This is a genomic window from Pseudoalteromonas sp. KS88 (assembly GCF_004766475.1).
In the GTDB taxonomy this organism is placed as follows: domain Bacteria; phylum Pseudomonadota; class Gammaproteobacteria; order Enterobacterales; family Alteromonadaceae; genus Pseudoalteromonas.
Window position 1 is genome coordinate 7,903 of record NZ_PYHV01000022.1, and the last position, 23,185, is coordinate 31,087.

Here is a 23,185-nt window from a genome sequence, read left to right on the forward strand (position 1 = left end):
GTGCTTCGTGCTTCGTGCTTATCAGGCATTTTTAATGGTTTTTATTAACTTGCCAAGCATTTTTCCAATTATTTCACATTCTCCGAGTATAAACTCAGATTGCTGATAACTAATATAACCTAACTCAAGTGAAATCATTATCTGCGTTTTTAATTCACCTATCGAGCCTTTGGCAATACCTAAAAAGCGTGCTTTTTCTTTTTCAAAGTCTCTTTCCATTCCCTCAGCAATATTGCTTGGCACTGAGACAGCACATCGTCGCATCTGATCTCTTAAACCATAGTCGCGCAAAGTTTCAAATGTTTTATATATTAACAAACTTAGCTTAAATGACCTTTTCCATACTTCTAAATTTTCATATTTCATGGCCAATCCTTGGATGATTATGATGTAAAATGCTATTGAGCAACCCTAACTTTGCCCCGTTGCCCGTTGCCCGTTGCCCGTTGCCCGTTGCCCGTTGCCAAAAGCTTGAAAGCAAAACTATTTGCTTGTCTAGTCCTTCGGACACGCTTCCGCCCCTAGGTTGCAGTTCCTACGTACTGATAAAATTAGGTTCTAGGTTCTAGGTTCTAGGTTCTAGGTTCTAGGTTCTAGGTTCTAGGTTCTAGGTTCTAGGTTCTAGGTTCTAGGTTCTAGGTTCTAGGTTAATCAGTTTAAAAACTGCTACGGGCTTTATGCAACGAGTAGCGGACTAAATAAACTAATCATAACCATTTTTTTACCACCGAGGGCACCGAGGCGCTTCGCTACACAGAGAAGACATATAAAATGAATCTCAGTTACTTTCTCTGTGAACTCTGTGCTCTCTGTGGTGAATCTTTTACTTTTTCGTTTAAAAACGCGATATAAAATCGCTGCTACAAAACATTTTTTACCACCGAGGGCTCCGAGGCGCTTCACTGCACAGAGAAGACATATAAAATGAATCACTGTTACTTTCTCTGTGAACTCTCTGCTCTCTGTGGTGAACCTTTTTCTTTTTCGTTTAAAAACGCGATATAAAATCGCTGCTACAAAACCTTTTTTACCACCGAGGGCTCCGAGGCGCTTCACTGCACAGAGAAGACATATAAAATGAATCTCAGTTACTTTCTCTGTGAACTCTGTGTTCTCTGTGGTGAATCTTTTACTTTTTCGTTTAAAAACGCGATATAAAATCGCTGCTACAAAACCTTTTTTACCACCGAGGGCTCCGAGGCGCTTCGCTACACAGAGAAGAGAAAGCATATAAAATCCCCCCTAGCTCCAAGTAACTTCCCTAGCACCTAGAGCCTTTCTCTTCCTAGCGCCTTTAACCTAGTACCTTTACCCTACTTTTCTTATATCGTTATTATCTACTGTTACTTCTATTTTTTGGTTAAGTAGATTTACTAATAATATGCTGCGCATGTCGCCGTCTGGTTCTTTAAATATGGCTTGTACGTCTTTAAATGAGCCGTTGTTTAGGTACACTAAATCACCCGCGCTTGGCAGGTCGTTTGCGTTTAGATTTGGTTTGAAATTTTGTAATTCAGAAATCAGGTACCCAGGCACTATTTGATAGGACGCACCATACGACACAAAACCACTTACGCCACGAGTATTTTTTACTGCAGCAAAGTTACAGGTTTGTGAATTTAAACGAACGAATAGATAATTTGGAAATAATGCAGATTCTTTAAAAGTACGACGACCTTTAATGAGTTTTTCAGTTTTTAGTAGAGGAAAAAATGCTTCAATCCCTTGGTTTTGTAAATTGATTTTTGCACGCCCTTCTTGGCGCGGCTTACAAAATAATAAGTACCAACTATCCATATCAATCCCTAAAATACTGACTTCTTCGCTTTTAGTATTTCTACCTGAAATATAAGCATGGGGATTATACGCACTGCACTATGGGCTGTCTATAAAAACCCCATTAAAACTTTTCAAGTTAAAATGGAAGCGTATTAAGTCATTTCAAGTCAATATGGTTTTAATAATACGGGATTTATGTATGCTAAATTGTTGATATCAAATTGCGTTTTATTAAGGAATAGGGAGCACATAATAAACAAGCACTGGTACCAAAACCTAAATATAACTGCGTCACTCAGCTTAAATAGTAACGAAATAAACTATTTTATAACGTTTTTCCTAGTCTTCATTTTTCTATAGAACAGCAGCTTTCCATTTTGGTCGTTCAATAGAACATCTAAAATGGATACAGCCCTCAGTCACGGTCATTATTTTGGATTGTCGATTGACTAACCATCTCACAACTTTGTACCTATAACACCTATACACACAACATAACAACATGGAAGCCATTACAACAAAGCCCCTTTGATATAGTTACCACTCCTTCATTTGCCAGAACAATAAATTATACAACCTTTACAACTATCATACGCAGCCGTTTATGCAACATTAATAAATTTAATTGATGTATGCGCTTTAACTGCCGCTCGGCATATTAAGTAACTGCCAACTAAATTTATTTTAATGTCTCTTACTCAAAGTAATGGGTCGGAGTCCGTAACTAAGCTCGAGTAGAGAGTCCCAGCTACATTCACTCACGCATCATAATGCTTATTTTCAAAGAGCGTTGTTACAGACCCGACTAAAGAAATACCAAGCTAACATCAGTGCCATATGAAAAGTAAAAAACCTGCAGATTGCTTTAAGTCTAATAATAGACAAACGACTTTCTACATAGATGACAAGCAGCACTTTATGCGTTCTAATTTCAGATTTAATGTATAAATATATTCACAATATTTTAGGTTATTAGCCTTGAAATTAAAGCAATTTTTACGGATAAACCAAGGAGTAATCATTTAATATTTAAAAATAAAGCTAACGTTCTCAAAGAAAAATGTAACTGCAATGACTTTAGGGCATATTTAATAAACTTAAAACTGCCTTGAGTTCTGTATGCTCTCGCAATTACGTGCTCTAAACGAGATAAATAAACTTTTTGAACATCTTTCGGTAAGCTATTAATTTCCTCTCTATATTTTTCTCTCAAGTAAGCTATGGTATCTTTATGCTTATCCACATTGCTGGTGATTTGTTTATTATTACTGGCGTGTACGGTGTAGACTAAATTGTGTTGGCAATCCCAGAGCGCATCGCTTACTTTGAGTACCCGCACCCATAAATCAAAATCTTGCATCGATTTTAATAATGGGTCAAAGCCATCTACCTTTTCAAATATAGCTCTCTTTAGAGCAACACCGGAAGTTGACCCGATATAGTTACCTTTCCATATTGAGTTTTCGCGGTTCGAGTTTTTACTTTTTCGAATCACTCTATCTAAGTTAGCACTATTTACAAATTGCTTGCCTGTATAAACGAGGCCAATACGCGTATTTTCAGTAAAAATTTTGACCTGTTCTTTAACTTTATCTTTCAGCCATAGATCGTCATCATCCAAAAAATGAATTAATTCACTCGAACTACTTCGTACCCCAAGGTTTCTTGAATAATTCCCACCTTTAGGTTCAGAGTTATAAATATAAGTAAAAGCGACCCCTTTTTGTAATGCCGACTGTTGAAAAGCGCTTAATATGTTTTGGGGTAACTCTTTATCTGAATTATCATCGATTACTATCAATTCTTCCGGCAATAGAGATTGAGAAAATACAGAGTTTACAGCACGCACTAAAAACTCAACTCTATCTTTAGTTGTAATTATTACAGCAGACTCCATTACCTTAACCTCTTATAAGCAAGCTTTTGCAGAAACTTGGGAGAAACCCGCATTATAAAAAATGCGACTATGAAAAACAGATCCGATATGCTTCGCGTTAAGTAAAACCAAGCAAAGAGTTTGTACTTAACTTCATTGAATACTTTTTTAATACTACGCCTTTTAAAAAAGTTACTATCAACTCTAAAATATAATAAAGACTCGTTAATATTACCGAACTTATAGCCCATTTTTATTAATCGTACCCAAAGTTCGTAATCTTGTGTGTTTAGTAATTTAGCATTATATCGAATTCCTTTACTAAACAAGTCAGCACGAAACATAACTGTTGGGTGATTAACAGGGCATCGTTTAACTATATTTTTGGCTATCTCTTGATGAGTCAAAAACATCTTTTTTTCTTGTAGTTGGGCGCCATTCTCATCTATTTCTATAAGATTACTACCTATCACATCAAGGTTATGCTGATTTATAAAGTTTATCTGTTTAGCAAAACGTTCTGTATGCGAGATATCGTCCGCATCCATTCTAGCGACATAGGTAAAACCTTCATCAGCAATATGATCAAGCAGTTGATTCAATCTCGTAGCTAAGCCTTTATTCTCGGGGTAGAAAAAAACGCTAACTTGCTTCATTTGGTTTAGATTATTCAAATAAGCCGAAGCCTCTTCGCTTATCTTGCCATCCACCGCAATATAAAAATGAAAATGGCTATAACTTTGCGTCAAAATACTTTGTACCGCGGACTCTATAAAGTGTAATTTATCACCTGAATAAACTGACATTAAAACGGCAATTTTATCAGTCATTTTTCAATCTCATTTTTTGCCCTAACTCTAAATCGAAACTCTGTGGAGAGAATGATACTAAGCAGTTTTCAGGAAAGTTAGTCAGCTCACCAAAATATATTTCGTCTTCAAGAATATAAAGATCCACCCGAATGAAGTCTAAATCCCTTGCCAATGATTCTGCAATTAAGACTGCTTTATCATATAAGCTAGGTTTTGCTATAGTTTTGCCTGCTTGGTACTTGAATGTTACTTCGAGGCCTTCAAAACTTCTGTTGTATAAATTTCTTTTGTGAGAGCTAAACCTGCCTAAGTCTACTTGTACGAGCTCAACCTGAGAGTTTAAACAAAAGAACTTATAGTCGGGTGGGATATCCGACTCAAAACTGATGAACTCTTCTACCACAAGCTCACGTGGTGTGTTTTTGTATACCCATTCTCGGCCGAATAAGTAATAATCAATTTTCTTCCACTCTTCAGTTTTAGCAAATACGTCTACAAAGTTGTGAGTGCTTTTATCGACTATTAATACCATTTGTGAGCCATGACGGGCCTTTATAACAAACTTATTAGGTAGTTCATCCCAAATAGCTTGGCTAATAGACTTCCCTGACCATAGTAATGGTATAAGCTTTACATCGGTGTTTAAACTCTCTACGTAATCTCTAACTAGTAACCTGTCAGCTATTACTTCTCTTAATTGTTTTTCACTTTGGCTCAACAAACCGCACTTTTTACGTAACAGTTTTTCGCTAAAATTATTGCCATTAATGTTCGGCAACTTTTTTTGATACAAAAAATACATACATTTAGAATAAATATCATCAGGTATAAATTGTAATATTTTCGCGATGATTAGTTTAAGTCTCATGTTTCTCCTCAGGCAGCTACTGCTTCATATTTTGGTTGGGCCACTAATAATTTTTTACTCATAACTAAACTTAGACAAAGGAAAAGCCCATAAGCTGAACTCAGCTCATATGAGAGGTGCCACTGAATAAAAAAGTACATTGAGAGTATGTAAATAAAATCTAAGTCGGTTTTACAACCAATATTTTTAAAAATCTTAGTAAATGACAATATTAAAATTATAAGGAATGATGATGCTAAAAACACACCACCTACCATTAAAAACTCCAATAATAGGCTATGCGGATAAAAACCGAGTAAAGGTTGATATGAGCGTAAACCGAAACCCCAAAATTGTTCTGAAAAATAGCCGATAACCCTTACATAGTAATCATAGCGAGCTTCTTCTTCCATGCTAAAAATAAGCCTTTCCATTTTTCCTATAACAAAAGAAGATAAAGCATATATTTCATCCCAGTAGATAATAAATAAAGGGGTTACTAAGCCAATTGAATACAAAATATAGCGCTTTCTTTTATAAATAAAGCACATGTAAAGCAGCAGTATTAAAGTCCCTAAAAGCACCCCTCGGGCGGGTGTTTTCAGCATCATTAAAAACGAGAATAAAAAGCAAAGTATGTAAACTAACTTCATCAGTTTGTTACCCGCTCTCAAAAACAATAAAAAACAGCTAATTACCGTAATGCCAATTGGTAGACCTAAATTTAAGTAACTCAACGCCCCGGAGGCTGATGCTTTAATGATTCCAAGCGCACTAAAGGCACAAAAAACTAAGCCATAAAAAGCTGATAGTTTTATTAAAAAGTCCGATGAAAAGTTAACTTTATTAGAAAAAACAATTCCTACAACAACTATAAATATAATGCTAATAACTTTAAAAATATAATCTTGAGATAATGTTGCGTAGCCTTGCCAAAAAGATGATGTTAACAATGCAAAAAAGAGCATAAAAAACATAAATGCTAAAAGCCCTTCTTTGTTGATAGTAAAATGCTTGAAACCGAGAATCAAAATAGCTACACCGGCCAACAAGCTAATAACATTAAGTACTGGGCTAAAATAAAAAAACTTCATTGAGGGTAAAAATAAGGTCAAGAACACCCACAAGATGATTAGCTTAGATAAAATTACGTCAACACTGAGTTTATGACTTTGACCCATTCCCGTTCCCAGTTTGCTTTACAGAATGATGCTTTAGCTGTTTCGTAACCATTTTTTTGGTACATAGCCAGCTTGCTTTTATCTTCAATTAAACTACATAGTTCGTTATAAAATGAATCAAAAGTGGGTGGTATTAGTGAGCCGTTGAAGTTATTTAAAATTATATTGGTCATGCCACCGACATTTGATGCAACCACTGCACAATTAGAAGCCATAGCCTCTAGCAGAGATAAAGAAGTGCCTTCGGAGCCAACAGAAGGAACAATAGCAATAGAAAAATCGCGGTGGAAACTTATCGATTCATCACTTTTAAATTTAGTTAAAAAGATCCGCGATGATTCATTAACAAGCTGTTCGACTTCTTTTCTTTGAGGGCCGTCACCAGCAAAATAAAATTCAACGTTAGGGTACTTTTCAATTAATTCTTTTGCTAGTTTGACCGCGATATCAACACCGCGCCTTTGCACAAATCGTCTTGCAAATACGATACTGATTAACTCATTATTTTTATTAACAGGCTCTTCAGGGATGTCAGTAAAATTAGGGATCACAAAAACGTTTTCAGATATTTGATTACTCGAACGAAACGTTCTGTACCAGTTTAAAAAGTTGTAATCTACGCAAACGGCTGCAGAAGTATTTTCAAAAATTTTTATTGCTTTATAACGTTGCAACCCTTTATAGAGCCAGGTTAACCCCGCGTTTACTAGCATTCTTTTAGCTGGTGAATGCATGGCTTCAGTGTCAAAGCCAATACCATGCTGAATATTAATAGCTTTGAAATCACGATTAGGCAAAGAATACTGATCGGAGCCCCATATTAAAAGCGTATTATTAGCTACCTGCTCTTTGTTAAGCGCGTTGAAAGTTTGTTTGGGGTTAACTTTTCCACCGGTATCAATACCGCGTACAATGTAATGTGCTTGTTCTATAGTAAAATCACGACTTCCACTTTGATAAATAAATGGCTTTACCCCAAAGTTTGTAAAAATAACTTTTGCTAGGGCTGTTAAATAGGTTTGAATCCCCCCGATTGTTTTTTCGCTACCATCGAGGGTGTAAAGTCGATCAATTAAAATAACAAAGTTGTGCATATTATAGGTTCGCAAGCATCTTATCTATTGTTTGGTTAGACTCTTTATGTTTGAGTCGCTTAGTCTCTAGTAAAGAGTTAACTATTTTATCATAGTTAGCTTGTGCATAGTCTTTATAGTAGAGAAAATCATGCTCTGGCTCATACAAGGTCACCCCTGGCAGCTCAAGACTTGCTTGGACTAGTTTAGGCTCAATCGGTAGCGCTATAACGGGGATCCCGAGTAAAACAGAGTATATAACACCATGATATCGACTTGAATAAATTAACTCATAGCGACCAAACACATTTAAAAAATCATCAATCGTCATTTTATACGGATCCCATTCGTATAAGTTGAGGTTACGCTCTTTAATAAATTGTTTGAGCTTTTGATCTTTTCCAAAAGTAATAAAGTCAACATTAGCTAAATCTAAATGTTTTAATTTATCGTAAAGATGTTCAATCGTATATTCGCTTTCGGTATGTTCCCAATCTCTTAAAACGACTGCTATTCTGCCGTTATCTTTCTTACCTTCCTGTAACGTTTTTGATAGGCAAATATCAACGGTTTTAAGAGCGGTGACATTTGCTTGTTCAGCAAATGCCATACTTTTATCGTCTCTTAACGATACAAAGTCTGAGCGCTTCATTTTTTGCAATACATTTTTTTTAATCACTGAGTCAGGCAGAAATGGCCCCATACCAACCGCTAAATAAAGCTCGCGATTAAACTCAACCGGCTTCTTTCCTTTGCCAAGCAATTTATTAACTAATTTATTAAACGTATAAGCAGGGTTTGTTAATAACCCTACTAGCTGTTTTGAGCTACGCCCTTTGCCAAAGTCATAAAACTGTGTTCCCCCACCGTAAATAAGTGTGTCGCACTGTGTTTTATATAAGTCTTTTTTTATAATTATTTTAGACTGGGGATACCACGATGAAAGGTAAACATTATTACTTCCCCAAATAGCAATATCTTGCTCTGAGTATTTAGATAACAACTTTGTGTATATAACGTCTAGTAGTGCATCATCACCAAAATTAGAGGCCCCGTATGCACCTCGTATTAAACATTTATATTCATTCATTTTTTGTCTCTAAATAGTATTTTTTATCTTGAAGTAAGCGCTGAAAGTTAACCACGTTTTTTCTGTAACCAATTACTTTAGCTGGGTTACCACCCACTATCGCGAACTCAGGAATATCTTTGGTAACAACACTTCCCATAGCAATAACAGCACCGTCACCAATGGTTACTCCTGGACAAATATGTACACCAAAACCAAACCAACAAGCTCGGCCAACTATTACAGCTTTATTAATGACTTGCTTGTCATAAGGTATAGCAACATCTGATTCATAATTATGATTAGCGGACCAAATAGTGGATTTAGGTCCTATTATAGTACCTTCTCCAATATTTATTCCTCCAATACCATACCAATACGCTTCAGGACCAATGTAACAGTTGTCACCAATAGTCGTTTGATTTGCACCAAAAAACTTCCCTTTTGATACGACGGAGTTATTACCCAGTAATTTGAAATTATTTCGCTTTTTAACAAAGCGTTTTAGTATTTTTATAATCATATTTTAAAAGTATCATTACTAAACCAATGAAACGCACTACAGCAAATACTGTTACTGCACCAAAAAGCCCAAAGTAATATATAAGAAAACCACCCAAACTAATGGTCATTAACAATTGGAGTGTATATATTTTATTCAAATAACTATTAAGCTCTCGCTGAACTAGGTCCAACCTGATGAAGCCTGCTATAAAACTAAATAACATACCGAGTAAGATTGGCCATAAATAATCAATTACTTCACCATACTTTTCTGCATAGTAATAATTAACAATAATATATACCAATATGTAAAATAGGATTAAAGCAACAGACGCTAATAGAAATAACATGATCACATTCTTTATTTTTAATAACGATGGTGTATTCCTTACATACGGTAGTAAGGCTGAATTAACCGCTATAGAAACTATAGACACGACTGTACATATAGTAAATGCAATTCCATAAAGGCCAAGTTGAGTATCATCTAGATGTCCGTTATCACTATAATATTTTAACCACCATGTTTCAGAACGAATCATAATTAGTGACGATATCTCGAAAAAATAGAAGCCTCCGGCCATCTTGCTAAATAATGAAAAGCCAAAATCAACGGTTAATTTACGCCTGTAGGTGATAACAACTAAAAAGAAAACCACTGCAGATACATAAGCATAAATATAAACTGGGCTATCAAATACTGCTAAGGAAAAATAAGCGATAACGAGAATAGCTATATTTTTAATAGGTAATTGGAATGCATAAGCAGTAAACTTCTTTTTAAGCTGTAAATTAGACAAGTGAGAATCAAAAACTGATAAGCCAAAGCCAGTGATCAAACATAGGATCAACAGGTTATCATTTATTACATTTAATAACTTTAGTATTAAAGCTAATACTGAAAGAACAAATGCAATGAATACTTTTAAAGATATAAAGCGACTTTCTAGTTTAGCATCAGCGTTAAAAATATAGCTGTTGTTTATGCCAATACACGGAAAAGTGGTCGCTAATGTAATAACTGATAAATAAAAGTAAAAGTCGCCATAATCAGCTATCGAAAGCTCATTCATAACAACGATTGAAATTAAAAAAGCAATAAATGCTGAAATCAAACGAGATGTACCAACACTTAATATTGCTTTAAATAAATTCATCGTCACTTAACTGCTTGGTTGTCTAAAACAATTTGTCACGCTTACTTTATGTTTAAAATAATTCACTCAGTAAGCGATATAAAACTAGCTATTTTGCTTAAAGTCCAGTTGGCTGATAGATTTCAATATTCTTTCGACAGCTTTTCCATCACCATATGGGTTATGCGCCAAACTCATCTTTTGATATTCAGATTCATCATCAAGTAATAAAGTTAGCTCATCGATGATGCGATTTTTATCTGTGCCAATTAACTTTACTGTCCCGGCATCAACAGCCTCGGGCCTTTCAGTAGTATCTCTCATGACCAATACAGGTTTACCAAGGCTTGGGGCTTCTTCTTGTATGCCTCCTGAGTCTGTAAGGATAATGTGCGCATTAGACATTAAATATGTAAAAGGTAAATACTGCTGAGGTTCAATCAAGTGTATATTACCAACATCTTTTAAAATGCGGTTAACAGGCTCTTGAACATTTGGATTTAAATGAACTGGGTATACTATCTGTACATTTTCATATTTTTGCGCCACTTTAGCGAGCGCTTCACAAATATTCTCAAAACCTTTACCAAAACTTTCTCTGCGATGGCCTGTAACTAAAATGACCTTTTTATTCTCAGCTAAAAATGGAAATTTTGTTTGTAATTCAGTCTGTAGTTTTGCATTTGAATCTAACATTACACGAATATGCAGAAGCGCATCGATAACGGTATTTCCCGTTACAACTATTTTTTCATCGGCGATATTTTCTTTGAGTAAGTTTTGTTTCGATGACTCTGTTGGTGCAAAATGTATATCCGATAAAGCACCAGTTAATTTTCGGTTTGCTTCTTCAGGCCAAGGTGAATATATATTACCAGTGCGTAAACCAGCCTCTACGTGCCCTACTGGAATTTGCTCGTAATATGACGCTAAACTCGCAGCAAATGTAGTCGCAGTGTCTCCATGAACTAAAACAATGTCTGGTTGGAATGTTTTTAGTATAGAGGTCAGTCCTGTCAATATTTTCGCTGTAATATCCGGTAATGTTTGCCCTGCTTTCATTATATTTAGATCGTAATCAGGGATAATAGAAAATAGTTCAAGTACCTGATCCAGCATCTCTCTATGCTGTCCTGTTACACATATAGCTGAGTCAAACTTTTCATCTTTTTCTAGCGCAATCGCTAACGGAGCCATTTTAATAGCTTCGGGCCTTGTTCCAAATACAGTTAATACTTTAAGGGTCATAAGTTTGCCTCCGTTCGGTTCTTCCTGATCCAGCTTAGAATTCTCCAGACATGAAATAATGCATAGCTATAAGAAAAGAATATTATTAGAAATACGAGTAGCATTATCCATTCTGGAACGTTGAAAAAATCCATCAACCCACCTAATAGAGCTACCCCTACAGCCATTAGAGCGATAATAATAAGTGAACGCTTTCTTGAGCACCCAGCTCGCTCAAATATATGGTGTAAGTGTTCACGATCTGGTTTGAAGGGGGAAGTTCCCTTTTTGACTCTTCTGTACATTATTGCTGCCATATCCATTAATGGAATTGCTATTAAATAGAGTGCCGTTACAGGTTTAAAAGCGTTTACGCTTTTATCAGCACCAATGAGAAGCAACCACACTATGGTAAAACCTATTAACATACTTCCAGCATCACCCATAAATACTTTATGCATCGCTCTTGTAGGCCAACGAAGGTTAAATAATAAAAACGCTATTATTGCCGCAATGAAAAGTAATGCCAGTAGATACCACACGGAACCAGCAACCCACAACAAAATGCCTAATGCAATAAAAGTAATAACACTTAGCACTCCAGCCAAACCATCTATACCATCTACCATATTAAATGCATTTATAGCCGCTATTACGGCAATAACTGTAATTACAATACTGCTGTGATCTAATGAAGCCTCAAAGAAACCAAAAATCAAACCAAGTGAATTTAAACTAACACCACCTTGATATATCATAAGCATAGCAATTGCTACTTGGATAATAACTCTGAGCCTTACACTCAGAGAAAATTTATCATCAAATACGCCAAGCACTAAAGTTAGGGCTGATGCTATCAAATAAATTTTAAATGGATAGGTTAAGTCAAAAAATAATATAGACGATAAAAACACACCTATATAAATGGCTACGCCACCAATAAGGGGAACTTGACCATCGTGGATTTTTCGACCATTAGGGATATCAACCAATCCAGTTTTAATTGCCATTGGTTTAGTTAACCAAATAGCAAAAAAACAAGCCGTAAAGGCAATCAATAAAGGTAAAACTATGTTCATTTAAAAATATACACCTTTGCTGATGTTAAAAATAAGCTTTAGTATTACGAAAAACTTTAGCTCTTTGAATGCGCATAAAACAATCTTGTGAATACAATTAACAGACCAATGCAAATGCCCGCCAAAGCCCCTAAAATACATATTAAAGCTCTCCTAGGGCTGTCTTTTAGTTCAGGCACAATAGCTGGATCTAATGTTTTAAAAACATATTCTTCACGTACATTTGCAAACATAACAGTCTTAGCCTGCTCCTCGTACAAATTAAAAAGCACAACTCTCATATCAGCTACTTTAGTCTGCTTTAATTGTTCTAATAAAAATTTCTGACTTTTGATAGCCTCTTTAACTTCTTGGTTTTTCATGTATGAGTTTATGTCTTTTACTAAAAGAGTAACCCATTCTTGCGCAATATAAGGTGATAAGTGCATGATATGGAGCTTAATAAAGCCAGTCTCTGAGTCTTCTGAAATATTGATTATTCTGCTAAATTGTTTGTAAGCCTCCTGTAAAGACGGTTTTGCTTTTTTGGGAGGAGCTACGGTTCTTACCCATACTTTTTTGTTGTTATCATATAATTCTTCATCATAACCAAGCGTATTATTATGCATGTACCACACATCAGCTGCAAAAAGCTCAGGTAAGATATCATGTCTCAAAATAAAGCTTTGAATAAACTTTCTAGATTGCAATGTTTCCAACGCTAATTGAGTCTTATTTGCTCCAGAATGACCTAAATTTATCCCTGCTAGGTTAGCAAGCCCACCAAATTGCGAGTTTAGTGACGATGAGTTTACTTGCTCAACTGGTGCTAAAACCGCCTCAGATTTATAAATGTTCGGCTGGTTAACTGCATATAAAACAGAAAAAATCACAAACATTGTTGTCGTCGCAATTATTAATAACTTATGTTTCCAAATTGCTAAGACTAAATCAGTTGCAGTGAGGCCGTCACTACTATCGCTTTCGCCAACTTTCATACTCTCATTTGCTATCGAACTTTTAGTGCTCACTTTTCACTCTCTTCTAATAAAGCTTAACTAAATACTACTAATCGCAGCAACAGCTACACCTAATTGATAAACAATTTGTGTTGCTGTGCTCCAAAGCGTTAAGTTATTCATATAACCTGAATCAAGAGGCACTACAATTGTATCGCCGGCTTCTAAGGTTTGAGAGTCACTTACTGCAAACCAGCTACCTGAATCTGGTATTTTTACAGAGCCATTAGCTTTGATAATATAAATACGTTCTTCATCGGCACGGACCTTTAAGCCACCGCTCAGTGCGATGTAGTCTTCAAAACTTATTCCTGGTTTGTATAAGTGCGAAGTCGAGTAATTAACTTCACCAATAACACTAATTGAGTCGCGTTTGCTTGGTACATAAAGGGTATCCCCATCTTGTAGTACCAGCTTTTGCTTGTCTTCGACGATTAATGGCAAATCAATAACTAAGCGACCTACAGCTTCAACATCAGCTAAGTCTATAAGTAATTTATTCATTTCATCGTATGAAAGTGATGTACCACCAACTGAATTTTCAAAGCTCTTTTGCGCGATATCTCGGCGTAATTCTTCAGATAATTTTGCTAGTTGTTTTTGCTCTTGTACGCGGATAGATTCACGCGTAAAGATTGCAGCATTTTGCTCTGCAAACTCAGAGAAGCCACCTGCGCGGTCTAATAGGTTGGTGAGTGTTTCGCCTCGGCGTATAGTATAAATCCCCGGAAACTTAACCTCGCCTTTAAGCTCAACTTTTACGTTTTCTTGCCAATTAGGAATTGAAAAGATATTCAAGCTGTCTTTGCTGCGTAGTACGCGGTTATTACCGCTATCACCAAGCATTGCTTTTTGTAGATTAAATTTTATATGTTCCACTTTAGAAGCATCACCAGCAGCAATACGTGTTATTTCTGCCTGATCTATATAAGCGGACTCAAGCAAACCACCTGCAGCAGTTATTAATTCATTGACTTCAGCGCCAACTGTTAACGGATAAACACCAGGGAAAGCCACATGACCGTTAACCTCGACTAACTGCATAGCTTTTTGTATTGAAGCTTGCTGCTTCAATTTAGCTTTAATTGGCTTTAGTAAGTTATAACGACTAAAAATAGCGTAATCTTCAGGTGAAAGCTCCAGCTCGTCTTCTTCTTCGGCCTTTCGCTGCTTTGCTAACTGGGCAATGGTTAGATTTGCTTCTTGTTGCGCTTTTTCAAATGGGTCTTCTTCTTCAAGCACACCGATGTATTTTTCAAATTCTTTTTGTTGGTACTTATGCCACTGTTTAGCTTTGAGCTGCTGCTCTTGCTGCTCTTGTGTTAAGGCTAAATTAGCTAAAGCTAGTTCTTCGGCTTCTTTTTCTTCAAAACGGCTAAAAATAAGGATTTTATCGTTAGCTTGTAGTGCTAAGTCATGACCATTGGCTTTGATAATTGCTTGAGCTACATCAAATTGATAGACATCGATGTCACGCGCAATATTAACTTCACGAATTAATAAGCCGTAGCTTAAATCAGCTTGCGGCAGCAAGTCACCACGCACAGAAGAAAACACATCTGAAATACGTTTTCCTTCACGCCATTGATAATTCCCTGGGCGTGCAACCGCACCTATGACGCTAATTGAATTTTGGTATTGTAAGCTAACAGGGTTAAAGCGCAGGCGGTCGCCATCCCGTGGGGTATAACTAATATCTGACGCGGTAAAATCTACTGAAAGGATCTCTTTCATGTTGTGACCATTAAAACGCTCAATGACAGCTTTACGTGCATAGGCTTGTGGCTTTAATCCACCGGCCATTTTTATTAAGTCTTGTGCACTTTCGTTTGCTTTGAGCTCAAATATCGCAGGGCGTTTAACCATTCCCTCAACTGCCACTTGCGCTCCTACAGGAGGGATAAACACCACATCGCCAGGCTTTAAGATGATATCATTTCGACTATCGCCTTTTATTAGTAAGTCATATAAGTCAAAGTTAGCAACCACATTACCTGCGCGTTTAACTTGTATATTACGTAGTGAGGCGATATCCGATACACCACCACTGACAAAAAGTGCATGTGATACTGTTGTAAGTGATGAAACACTATAGCTGCCTGGTTTATATGCTTCGCCTAAAACAAGAATACGGATGCTTCGAAGCTGACCGACCGATACAAATGCTTTTATACCAATAACTTCTTGTTCAACTTTAGCTTTGATTAATTCTTTTACTTCAGAAAAGGTTAATCCCGCAACTTGCACAGGACTTAAATTTGGAATGCTAATACGGCCTTCTCGATCGACTACAACTTCATGACTTTCACTTTCTTTGCCATAAAAGTTAATATTCAATTGATCGCCTCGCCCGATTAAATACGTATCAGGGACAGCTGCGTTTTCACTTGGCATAAAAGTAGTGGGTTCACCAGCAAACAGTTCATAACCGAACGGCTTGAGTTCGTTTTCTTTTGGCTTAAAGCGCTCTTCGTCAGTTAGCACCTCTTCTTCAACTTGAAGTCGAGGTTGTATTGTTGGCTGCTCCGGGGCTGTATTTTGTGAGTTACCCTTACCTGTAATACTTGAAAGGTCCACTCCATACTGCTTTGCTAGGGCTTCTTGTTGAGCTTTGGGTAATTTTTTAAATTGTTCTAATTGCGCCGCACTTGGCGTGAATGCCCACGTAAATGCAGAAAAAAAGAGTAACAAAATTATTAAAATTCGATTAAATAGCATCACAAATAGGTGCGTCCCGAGTTCTACGGCCAAAAAGATTGGCTATTCTACATTATTTCATTACAAATAAAAAAGGGACCTAAGTCCCTTTATTGCAGTTTAATGTCATTTTAACTAAATAAATTGTTAAAAACTGTAAACTAATGTCAATGACGTCTCTGTATCTGTGCTTTCTTTATCATCAGCAACCTCTGAGTTGTTAGTGATGTTATAAGCAACTTTCATTTGTAGCGAGCCATTAATTTTAGCTAGCAATGCCGTTTCTGAACGTGTTTTGGTGTTTGTGTCACCGTACTCTACAGATACTAATTGAGTGAATTTTGCGTTATCAGATATTTGCCAATTATAATCCAATTTACCTAGTGCGATAACTTCACTGTCTGTGTCGCCCGCATTTGGAATTCCGTTTTCATCCACGCTACCTTCAGGAAACTCAAAATGCTTGTAACCAGGACCAATCTCAGCATTTAACCACATGTCTGAACGGTCAATAAAACGCTGACCGTAACCTGCTGAAATTACGGCTTCGTTTCTATAAGCACCAAAGTAATCAGAAACATACGAACCGTAAATATATAAATGTGAGTGATCTTCGTTTAATTTGTAATTACCTTGCGCTGAAAGCGAGTACTTTTCATTAGTGCGCTGCGTTTCTTTAGCACCGGCTTCATTTTCAACTTCGTCTTCTTTATAAAGACCATCAACCTTGTATTCATTATTCCAGTTTTCTAAGTTGTGTAATGCTTTGATCCCACCTTTTAGGGTAGTTGTTTCTGTATTACCACTAGTGACGATGGCACCTAGCTCACTGGTAATGTCCCATGTTTGAGTTTCTTCAGCGAATACGTTAGTTGAAGCTGATGCTGCAACTAAAATTGATAAAAGCTTTAATTTCATTAAAAAATAACCTTGCTACTTAACGTTAAATAAGAGCACGCTGCTAAAATCGCGATGAGCTGCAATTTAGCCTGCGTGCTTTATGTATTAATCTTCTTTGTGGAAATGCACATCCATTTGCGGAAATGGAATGCTAATGTTGGCATCATCGAGCGCGATTTTAATGTTTTCCATTAAATCAAAATACGTTGGCCAATAATCGGCTGAATTAACCCAAGGGCGAACTACGAAATTTACGCTTGAGTCTGCAAGTTCACTGACTGCCACTGTGTAAGCCGGATCTTTTAAAATACGCGACTCTTTGTCTAACACAGATTTAAGCACCGCTTTAGCCTCACGTAGGTCTGCATCATAGCCAACACCGATTACTAAATCGATACGACGAGTTTTTTCACGTGAAAAGTTAACAATTGGACCTGACATAATCGACGAGTTAGGCATGATGATTACTTTATTATCTGGTGTACGAAATTCCGTAGAGAATATTTCGATTTTTTTGACTGTACCTGCTTTTCCGCCAGCTTCTACGTAGTCACCTGATTTGAATGGGCGAAGTAGAATAATAAGCACACCTGATGCAAAGTTTGATAGAGACCCCTGAAGTGCTAAACCAACGGCTAAACCTGCAGCACCTAAAATAGCGATAAATGATGTTGTCTCGATACCAATTTGCGATAGCGCCATCAAGATAGTCGCCATAAATACAATCGCGTAGACAATGCTTGATACAAACGAGCCCACCGCTTTATCAACTTTTTTCTTATCGAATGCTTTTTCAGTTAAGCCTGCACAAAATTTTGCAACGCGCCCACCCAATAGAAAGATCACGAGTGCGATAACAGCTTGTATGCCGTAATGCAGGATCAACCCTGAGTTTTCGTTTATCCAGTTTAATATTGTATCCATTTTCACTCCTGATGTGAGGTTAAGCAGTTTGCTGGTTAAATTATATCTGATTTGAGTCGTTTTTTTATATTAATTTATTGGCTAGTATAAAAGTACGTAGTGAAATACGAATTTTCTGAGCGCGAAAGTGTAGTCTTACAACATGAACACAGTATGAAAAGAATGATTTTTATTCAAAATGATTGATATTCTATTTTTTTTCAATTTTTTTACGCTTACCCCTTCACAAGATTTATAATTTTATGTATTATCCGCGCCACACCAAACAAGGTGTGTTGTGGCGGTTGTAGCTCAGTTGGTAGAGCCCCGGATTGTGATTCCGGTTGTCGCGGGTTCAAGCCCCGTCAATCGCCCCATCTTTCCCATCTTATTAATATCGTTTCTTTGTTTAATATTCCATTTTAATTCTTGTATAGAAAATCCAAACATGGCTTTGGGTTATTTGCTGCGTGCTGCCGGTTGTGATGAGCAGACTTTTAACCATTTAATCTTTACCTCTGCGGTGAGCTAACCATTTAAACAATTTTACCACAGAGTGCACAGGGCTTCGACTATACCTAGCCTCTAGTCACTTCCTAGCTTCTAGCTCCTAGCTCCTAGCTCCTAGCTCCTAGCTCCTAAAAACTTTAACTTCGCCAGCGCGCAAAGTGCTTCATTTTTTTTTGGACAAAAAAATGCCACCTTTCGGTGGCATTACACACGGGATTATTTCTACATTATAGAAATTCTTTTCAATAATTAGGTTCTAGAAAGTCACTTACTTCCAGCTTTTCATCTTATGGCCTTTAACAGCATAGAAAAGGATAAATAAATAACAAGGTAACATTACAATATAGGCTGCTTGCTGTGCGTCAGCAGAGTCAACACCTCCACTGGCAAGGCCCCAAAATAATGGACCAAATGCACCACCGGCAATGCCCATTACCAATAAACCAGAACCAACACTGGTTAGCTTACCTAAACCTGAAAGTGCCAGTGGCCATACAGCAGGCCAAACAATTGCATTAGCGAATCCTAACACAGCAATCATTAATAGTGTATCTGGTAATTGCACTTCTAAACCAAGCGCGCTTGCAACAACCACAGAGCTTGAATCACTCACTACAATGGCCACTGTTAGAATGCTACCTAAAATAGCTGATACACTCAAAGCAGCTTGCTGAGATATTACGCGTGGAATGAGTGCTATACCAATAATATAACCTAGCACCATACAAGCCATGGTATAAGAGGTCATAACACTGTATTTTTCAACACCTAGCGATAAAGCAAAAGTACCAATTGTATCACCGGCGATTACTTCAACAGCAACATAAACAAATAATGCAACAACACCTAGCGCTAAGCTAGGATGTGCTAAAGCGGCTTTCACTTGGCCTTTTTGACCTTGCTCTTCGTCATCTAATAGTTCAGGTAGTGGCATTTTTGTTACAGCAAAACCAAGCGCACCGATAAATAAAGCCATACCTAAATAAGGGTAAATCAAGCTATTTGCCATTGCATCGATTTCGAGCTGAGTTAACTCTTTACCCACTGAACCTGTAAAGTCACTTAAAATAAGCGCTGTGAAAACAATCGGTGCAATTACACCGGCACCTTTATTCAAAATACCCATTACACTAACACGTGCCGCTGCAGACTCTTCTGGCCCAATACGAACTACATACGGGTTAACCGCCGTTTGCAATAATGTTTGACCTGCCCCCATCACTAGCTGTGCAAATAAAAACAAGGCAAATACTTGCGTTTTTGCAGCAGGAATGAAGAGTAGACCAGCAACCATCATGGTGCCCATACCCAGTGCCATACCATTTTTATAGCCGACTTTACGAATAATCATCGCTGAAGGTACGGCAGTAAAGGTTACTGCAATATAAAAAGAGAATAAAATCAGCGATGCCTGAAATGGCGTTAGTTGCAATACTTGTTTTAAGTAAGGCATTAATGAGCCATTTAACCAGGTTGCAAAACCGAGTATAAAAAATAGAGTGGCGACTATCGCCATGGGTATAAAATTACTTTGCTTATTTGACACGGTGGCTTCCATAAAACATTCTCTTGTTGCGAGCTTTAATTATAGTTATCTATATTTTAGTAAGTATCTTAACTAGATTTACTTCACATAGCTTCATTCTAGAGGGTAATTTATAACATTACCCTAACAAAAATGACAGCGCTGCCATAAAACTTTACGTTAATTACAGGCATATTACTAGTAACTATTTATTTTACAATTGGCATAAAAAAGGGCCTAAAGGCCCTTTCAATTTAAAACTACTTACTAATATATTAATTTATATAGGTAATTCTGCTATGCAGTTGCTCATTTAAGCGGCTTCTTAAAGCGATTTTCTGCGATTTAGAAACACTGATCGGAGCTGTGTAGCGCTGCCAAGTTTGACCATCATCCAAGCTGTACTCTACTTCTAAGTAAGTAAAAGGAGTATTAACCTTTAATTTACTATCTTCAACCACTCCGCCTGGGACAGGTAAATTAATACTTACATCAGCTTTGGCCAGTTTAGTTAACTCTTTAAGGCCCACCGCAGCGGCAAATTGTGACCAATCTTTAGCACGCTGTTTTGTATTAGCTTGCTCGCCTTCCCATGGAGCTTTATGCCAAGCACGCTCAGCAACAGATAAAATACGTGGGAAGATCATGGCTAGCACTTGCTCTTCGGTACGAATCGTCTCAGACCAAACCTGACCTTGCATACCTAAAATATTTTCAGGCTTTTCAAGTTGCGGCAATGGGCGACCCACAAGTGCTTCTAAGTTGTCTATCGGCTCACGAGTACGTGTATAGTCTGCATTAGCGTACACATTATCTGGCATATAATTAAATGCTTTTGCGGTGTCAGTATAGCGCGTTGCCCAATAGTAGCCACGCTCTTGAGGGTGCGCCTCGTACGGGTGATCAAAATACAAGTGCGTACCATGTGAAAGAATGACTTGATAACCTGCATTCGCTAAGCGGTACGCTCTGTCGGCAACTCCCCACTCCCAAATATTATCCCAAGCGTTTACTGTAAAGGTCTTATTTGGGAACTCATTACGCTTAAACGAGTTTGTTTTATCATACATAATACCGTCTTCCCAGATACCCGGCGATATCCCACGCTTTTCAAGCATTTTAGCTACGCGTTGAGTAAAATAAGGCTTTAAATCAGCTGGCCCTGCTACCCCATTATTTGGGTTAGCGAACATTGCTTGACATATAGGTGAACCAACCCAAGAGCCTGCACCTACCTCATCCCCGCCTATATGCAAGTTTTTGAGTTGCACACCCGCTTCACGATACATCTGCTGTAATTCGTAAGTCACTTTATCTAAAAATGCGTAGGTTGAATCCATACACACATTCATTGAGTTATCTTTGTAGTTTTGCACCGTCATGTACACGGAGGTGTCATTCGGATCGCTCAATAGATATTGTGTAGCTGCACTGATATCAACTTGCTGTACTTCTTTGTTGGTTTGTCTTTTATTTGTTAAATTATTTTTAGCCGTTTGCTTAGCTTGATCGCTGAGTTTATGGTATCGCGCTTCCATAGCTTTAATAGATGCACGCGCGTGACCTGGGCCTTCTATTTCAGGAATAATTTGAATATGGCGGTCTTTAGCAAACTTTAATAACTCCACAAACTCATCACGAGTTAAAAATCCATTACCTGAACCAGACTTAAACGGACCTGTACCCAACTGTGTTAACAAGCACGCTTTTTCTTCAAGATCAAAGCAACGGTAACCACCCACTTCAGCCAATTCAGGTAAACCTGGGATTTCTAAACGCCAGCCCTCATCTTCCGAAAAGTGCCAGTGCAACTTATTCATCTTGTAACGCGCCATTTGTTCAACTAATTTGAACATGGCTTCTTTACCATGGTAGTTACGGCCATTATCGTAATGCATGCCACGCCATTCATAACGCGGACTATCTTCAAGTTCCAGCTGTGGCATCTCTACCGCACCTTGGCTATTTGCTGGTATTAAGTTTAAGAAGCTCTGCATAGCATAAAATACACCAGCATTATCGCTGCCAACGATCTCAATTTTGTCATCATCAATTTCAAGGGTGTAACTTTCGCTTTTACCCTCTGCAAGATTTGGGTTTACTTTTAAGCTGATCAGTTTTTCATTGTTGGCTTTAATATGATCAGGCTGTGCTTTAAGTTTTAGACCATAGTCATCTTGCAAGTCTTGCATGAAAACCATCACTTCGCTTTTCAATTGACCCTGAAAACGAATTTGCCAGCTGTTATCAAGTTTGGCAACACCACGATTAAATTCAATATTTTGCGGTTTTGGAATAATGCGTTTTAGTGCGTCTTCTTTAGATACTTTAATAGCCGCGGCTTGGTTACGCTCATAGCGCACTTGTGGCGTGATTAATACAGTGCGATCTTTAGGCTCGTTATAACGACGCAACTGATTTTCACGCTCGAATGGCGCTACAAATTGAGTCATATCTTCTGTATCGGTATTCGCAAAGATAGCAGGCGTATTATCCCCAGAGACAAAAAATGCTCGCGGCATAAAATCGGTATAAGCCACAACCCAGACTTGTGCATCAAACTCGATATCTAAGCTTTTGCCTGCTGCTAAACCTTTAAAATCTTTAGTTGGTACAATACGATGTAAATCACCATTAACGTGCTCAATATTTAAACCAGCAACATGCTCAGTATTAATTTTACGGACAGAGTGAATGTAAAGCTGCCAATCACTTTCACCAGCAGGAAGTGCAACGTTTGATTGGTTATTTAAGGTGATCTTTCCTAAAAAACCGGCGTCTTTATTATGAAAGTTGTCGATGACTGCAAATGTTAATGTGGTCTGTTTTGCAAAGCTGTCTATATCACTTTGCGAAAACTGCGCTTGCACCATAAATGGCATCGCAGCAATCAAACCTGCCAATGCGTGCTTTTTTAAATCCATTACTCTCTCCTCGTTTATACCCTAAGACTACGCATTTCCCCCTGCATAATCTCTTATTATTGTTTATAAATTCCTCCCCATCATATAAAAACTAAAATGACAGCGCTATCATTAATTGAAATAAAAGCTATCAGCTATCAGCTAT

General features: G+C 37.4%; 19 protein-coding genes and 1 tRNA gene. 1 reads left to right on the forward strand and 19 read right to left on the reverse strand.

Annotated elements, in window-relative coordinates:
• Positions 1 to 21: 21 nt before the first annotated feature.
• From C7Y70_RS15080 to C7Y70_RS15160, 17 genes are all read right to left on the reverse strand, one after another.
• Complete coding sequence (locus C7Y70_RS15080; protein ID WP_135475579.1) at positions 22 to 366, reverse strand: four helix bundle protein; 345 nt, start codon at positions 364 to 366, stop codon at positions 22 to 24.
• A gap of 309 nt (positions 367 to 675) precedes the next feature.
• The gene (locus C7Y70_RS15085; protein WP_135475581.1) at positions 676 to 1,230 is read right to left on the reverse strand and encodes a hypothetical protein; all 555 of its coding nucleotides are present in this window, start codon (positions 1,228 to 1,230) and stop codon (positions 676 to 678) included.
• Positions 1,231 to 1,308: 78 nt separating this feature from the next.
• The gene (gene rfaH / locus C7Y70_RS15090) at positions 1,309 to 1,797 is read right to left on the reverse strand and encodes a transcription/translation regulatory transformer protein RfaH (protein ID WP_135475583.1); all 489 of its coding nucleotides are present in this window, start codon (positions 1,795 to 1,797) and stop codon (positions 1,309 to 1,311) included.
• 1,000 nt (positions 1,798 to 2,797) lie between these two features.
• Positions 2,798 to 3,676 (reverse strand): glycosyltransferase family A protein, encoded by an 879-nt coding sequence (locus C7Y70_RS15095; RefSeq protein WP_135475585.1) that lies wholly within the window; start codon positions 3,674 to 3,676, stop codon positions 2,798 to 2,800.
• Positions 3,676 to 4,485 (reverse strand): glycosyltransferase, encoded by an 810-nt coding sequence (locus C7Y70_RS15100; RefSeq protein ID WP_135475587.1) that lies wholly within the window; start codon positions 4,483 to 4,485, stop codon positions 3,676 to 3,678. The genes C7Y70_RS15095 and C7Y70_RS15100 overlap by 1 nt, the downstream gene beginning before the upstream one ends.
• Positions 4,478 to 5,335 (reverse strand): ATP-grasp fold amidoligase family protein, encoded by an 858-nt coding sequence (locus tag C7Y70_RS15105; RefSeq protein ID WP_135475589.1) that lies wholly within the window; start codon positions 5,333 to 5,335, stop codon positions 4,478 to 4,480. The genes C7Y70_RS15100 and C7Y70_RS15105 overlap by 8 nt, the downstream gene beginning before the upstream one ends.
• Positions 5,336 to 5,343: 8 nt before the next feature.
• Positions 5,344 to 6,495, reverse strand: coding sequence for a polymerase (locus C7Y70_RS15110; protein WP_245321546.1), 1,152 nt, complete (start codon positions 6,493 to 6,495; stop codon positions 5,344 to 5,346).
• Positions 6,462 to 7,589, reverse strand: a complete 1,128-nt coding sequence (locus C7Y70_RS15115) for a glycosyltransferase family 4 protein (protein WP_135475591.1) — start codon at positions 7,587 to 7,589, stop codon at positions 6,462 to 6,464. The genes C7Y70_RS15110 and C7Y70_RS15115 overlap by 34 nt, the downstream gene beginning before the upstream one ends.
• Position 7,590: 1 nt before the next feature.
• A complete protein-coding gene (locus C7Y70_RS15120; RefSeq protein WP_135475593.1) occupies positions 7,591 to 8,658 on the reverse strand; it encodes a polysaccharide pyruvyl transferase family protein in 1,068 nt (355 codons plus the stop codon).
• The gene (locus C7Y70_RS20770; RefSeq protein WP_135475595.1) at positions 8,651 to 9,160 is read right to left on the reverse strand and encodes an acyltransferase; all 510 of its coding nucleotides are present in this window, start codon (positions 9,158 to 9,160) and stop codon (positions 8,651 to 8,653) included. The genes C7Y70_RS15120 and C7Y70_RS20770 overlap by 8 nt, the downstream gene beginning before the upstream one ends.
• Positions 9,129 to 10,298, reverse strand: a complete 1,170-nt coding sequence (locus C7Y70_RS15130; protein ID WP_135475597.1) for an oligosaccharide flippase family protein — start codon at positions 10,296 to 10,298, stop codon at positions 9,129 to 9,131. Before C7Y70_RS15130 ends, C7Y70_RS20770 begins: the two co-directional genes overlap by 32 nt.
• An 84-nt stretch (positions 10,299 to 10,382) precedes the next feature.
• Positions 10,383 to 11,525, reverse strand: coding sequence for a UDP-N-acetylglucosamine 2-epimerase (non-hydrolyzing) (gene wecB / locus C7Y70_RS15135; protein ID WP_135475599.1), 1,143 nt, complete (start codon positions 11,523 to 11,525; stop codon positions 10,383 to 10,385).
• Positions 11,522 to 12,583, reverse strand: a complete 1,062-nt coding sequence (wecA, locus tag C7Y70_RS15140) for a UDP-N-acetylglucosamine--undecaprenyl-phosphate N-acetylglucosaminephosphotransferase (protein WP_135475601.1) — start codon at positions 12,581 to 12,583, stop codon at positions 11,522 to 11,524. Before wecA ends, wecB begins: the two co-directional genes overlap by 4 nt.
• A 56-nt stretch (positions 12,584 to 12,639) precedes the next feature.
• A complete protein-coding gene (locus tag C7Y70_RS15145) occupies positions 12,640 to 13,593 on the reverse strand; it encodes a Wzz/FepE/Etk N-terminal domain-containing protein (RefSeq protein WP_135475603.1) in 954 nt (317 codons plus the stop codon).
• Between the two features lie 27 nt (positions 13,594 to 13,620).
• Positions 13,621 to 16,299, reverse strand: coding sequence for an SLBB domain-containing protein (locus C7Y70_RS15150; protein WP_135475621.1), 2,679 nt, complete (start codon positions 16,297 to 16,299; stop codon positions 13,621 to 13,623).
• 126 nt (positions 16,300 to 16,425) lie between these two features.
• Complete coding sequence (locus C7Y70_RS15155; RefSeq protein WP_135475604.1) at positions 16,426 to 17,196, reverse strand: DUF481 domain-containing protein; 771 nt, start codon at positions 17,194 to 17,196, stop codon at positions 16,426 to 16,428.
• A gap of 87 nt (positions 17,197 to 17,283) precedes the next feature.
• Entirely contained in the window at positions 17,284 to 18,102 is an 819-nt protein-coding gene (locus tag C7Y70_RS15160; RefSeq protein ID WP_135475606.1) for a mechanosensitive ion channel domain-containing protein, read from the reverse strand.
• Positions 18,103 to 18,382: 280 nt separating this feature from the next.
• Between C7Y70_RS15160 and C7Y70_RS15165 the strand changes: the two genes are divergently transcribed.
• A tRNA-His gene (locus C7Y70_RS15165) sits at positions 18,383 to 18,458 on the forward strand.
• Between the two features lie 401 nt (positions 18,459 to 18,859).
• Here C7Y70_RS15165 and C7Y70_RS15170 read toward each other — a convergent pair.
• Positions 18,860 to 20,149 carry a sugar MFS transporter gene (locus C7Y70_RS15170; RefSeq protein WP_099296821.1) on the reverse strand — a complete coding sequence of 430 codons (1,290 nt, stop codon included), beginning with the start codon at positions 20,147 to 20,149 and terminating at the stop codon, positions 18,860 to 18,862.
• Positions 20,150 to 20,391: 242 nt separating this feature from the next.
• Complete coding sequence (locus C7Y70_RS15175; RefSeq protein WP_135475608.1) at positions 20,392 to 23,040, reverse strand: family 20 glycosylhydrolase; 2,649 nt, start codon at positions 23,038 to 23,040, stop codon at positions 20,392 to 20,394.
• Positions 23,041 to 23,185: the final 145 nt, after the last annotated feature.